General features: G+C 63.5%; 2 protein-coding genes. One reads left to right on the top strand and one right to left on the bottom strand.

Translation table 11 applies throughout. The features are described from left to right. The first annotated feature begins 376 nt into the window (after window positions 1-376). On the top strand, window positions 377-1,651 hold the full coding sequence (locus HB376_RS40540; protein WP_213769300.1) for an EAL domain-containing protein: 1,275 nt from the start codon (window positions 377-379) through the stop codon (window positions 1,649-1,651). A 56-nt stretch (window positions 1,652-1,707) separates the two neighbouring features. Here HB376_RS40540 and HB376_RS40535 read toward each other — a convergent pair whose 3' ends face one another. Continuing rightward, window positions 1,708-1,845 (bottom strand): hypothetical protein, encoded by a 138-nt coding sequence (locus tag HB376_RS40535; protein WP_213769299.1) that lies wholly within the window; start codon window positions 1,843-1,845, stop codon window positions 1,708-1,710. Between the last annotated feature and the right edge of the window lie 343 nt (window positions 1,846-2,188).

Genomic DNA, 2,188 nt, shown 5'->3' with positions numbered 1-2,188 from the left:
AGCAGACCACCACGGCCGAAAGCACCAACCCGGCATTGACCCAGAACCGCCAACCCCGGAACCGAACACCCAACAACCGCCCCCCAAAAAACCGCCCCCGTCCACCGGCGCGAGCAAAAACCAACAACGCGCTATCGCGAATCATCTCCCCGTGCGCGCTGCACTACGGAAGTGCACGCGGCTGCGCCGCCTGGCCGCGATAAAAACCGGGGCCGAAGCCCAGCCCCAGCCGGGCCCGGTTTCGGCGGGAATATCTCAAATGTCCGGCAAATGCGCATATTTCTTGCTCTTCTGGGAGTGGGCCTATCCTGTAAACTAGTTCTTTCCCGATGTTTACTCCCACTCGAGCCGCGTTCGAACGCCTGCCAAAACCACCATGAGCATGGTTGATCTCGACCCTCCCCGCTTTCAGCCCCCCCGCCCCATCGCGGGTGATGACGGCTCGCGGCGTACTGTCCTGTACGGCGAATACACGGTGTTCAGCGTGTTTCAGCCGGTGTTCTCGGTGTCTCATCGCCGCGCAATCGGTTATCACGCGTCGCTGCGAGCCCGCGATGACTCCGGCCGGCAAGTTCCATCGCATGAAGTCTTCACGCAGGCAGCACGGCGCGGCGATCTGCTCGAACTCGGCCGGCTAGCCGAATCACTGCATCTGGGCAACTTCTTTTCCTTCGATAGCGACGACGAATGGCTGTTCCTCAGCCTCCATCCGGCCGCCTTGATGGACACGAGCTACGGCGATGCGCTGCTGGCATCGCTGAAAAACATCGGCCTGCCGCCGCAGCGCGTGGTGCTGGAAGTGCCCGAGCAAGCGGGCGGCGAGACCACGCGCTTCGCTGAAATCATCGATTCCTTGCGCAAGTCCGGCTTCCTGATCGCGCTGGATGGCTTCGGCGTGAAGCATTCGAACATCGATCGCGTGTGGCATCTGCGGCCCGATATCGTGACGCTCGACCGCTGCATCCTTCAGCAGGCGAGCGAACATTCGCATATCGAGCGGGTGTTGCCGGGCCTCGTTTCCCTGCTGCACGAGTCCGGTCAACTGGTATTGATGGGCGGCCTGAGCACCGAGCGCGACGCGCTGATCGCGCTCGAATGTAACGTCGATTTCGTCCAGGGCGCGTATTTTGCCGGACCCAGCGTGGAGGCCGTGAAACCGCAAGCCGCGCAAGGGGTGCTGGACGCGTTGTCGGCGGCGTCCCGCGAACGCGTGGCCGCGCGCGAACGTACGCAGTCGGCGAGGCTGGCGCCCTATGTGGGGGCACTGGAAACGGCGGCGGCGCGTCTGATCGAAGGCGAAACGCTCGCCAATGCGACCCGCACGCTATTGCAGCTTCATGAAACGGCGCGCTGTTTCCTGCTCGATGCATCCGGCCGGCAGATCGGCGACAACGTCCTGCCCGTCGCGCGTGCATCGCAGCGCGCCAAGCGGTTCCGGCCCTTGTTGCATTCCGAAGGCGCAAGCTGGGAACGCCGGCCTTATTTCATCGAAGCGTTGCGCACGCCGGACCGCGTTCATCTGACCGCGCCGTATCTGTCGATCAACGAGGCGCACCTGTGCGTGACGGCGTCGATCGCGGCGCAAACACCGCGCGGCTTGCAGGTCCTGTGTGTCGATATCAACTGGGACGTGACGTCGCAACGGCGTTGAGGCGCGAACGCAGGCGCGCACCCTGCGTCACACATGCGGGTGCGTCATTGCAGCCTTTATGGTGCGCCCGCCAGATTGCCGCCGATCTGAAGCGGTCTCGTGAGCGCCGCGTAGCCCTCTGCACGGTCCTTCGATATCTCCACGTCGCTCCTGCGTGAGCGCTTCGCTTGGTCAATCACTTCCAGGCTGTTCATGCCGGCATCGCGAGGTCGACCATCGGCATGTCCGGGTTGTCGGCTGGCAGCCGCTTTGGCCACGTTCGTCCATGCGATGGGTTTGGGGTTCTGGTAAGCGTGGGGCGATGGTCGAGGGGTGGTTTTTGGGGTTAGTGGTCGGGGTCTATGCTGGGTTGCTAGGTTCCGGGGTTAGCGGTCGGGGTCAGTGCCGGGTTGCTAGGTTCCGGGGTTAGCGGTCGGGGTCAGTGCCGGGTTGCTAGGTTCCGGGGTTAGCGGTCGGGGTCAGTGCCGGGTTGCTAGGTTCCGGGGTTAGCGGTCGGGGTCTATGTTGGGTTGCTGCTTTCAGTGTTAGCGGTCTGCG

The organism is Caballeronia sp. dw_19, assembly GCF_018449515.1.
Taxonomy (GTDB): domain Bacteria; phylum Pseudomonadota; class Gammaproteobacteria; order Burkholderiales; family Burkholderiaceae; genus Caballeronia.
This window is presented reverse-complemented; position numbering and strand designations above follow the sequence as displayed.

Bases quoted from the DNA above. Each gene is read 5' to 3' on its own strand.
- HB376_RS40540 (WP_213769300.1), top strand. From the start codon at position 377: ATGAGCATGGTTGATCTCGACCCTCCCCGCTTTCAGCCCCCCCGCCCC.
- HB376_RS40535 (WP_213769299.1), bottom strand. From the start codon at position 1,845: ATGAACAGCCTGGAAGTGATTGACCAAGCGAAGCGCTCACGCAGGAGC.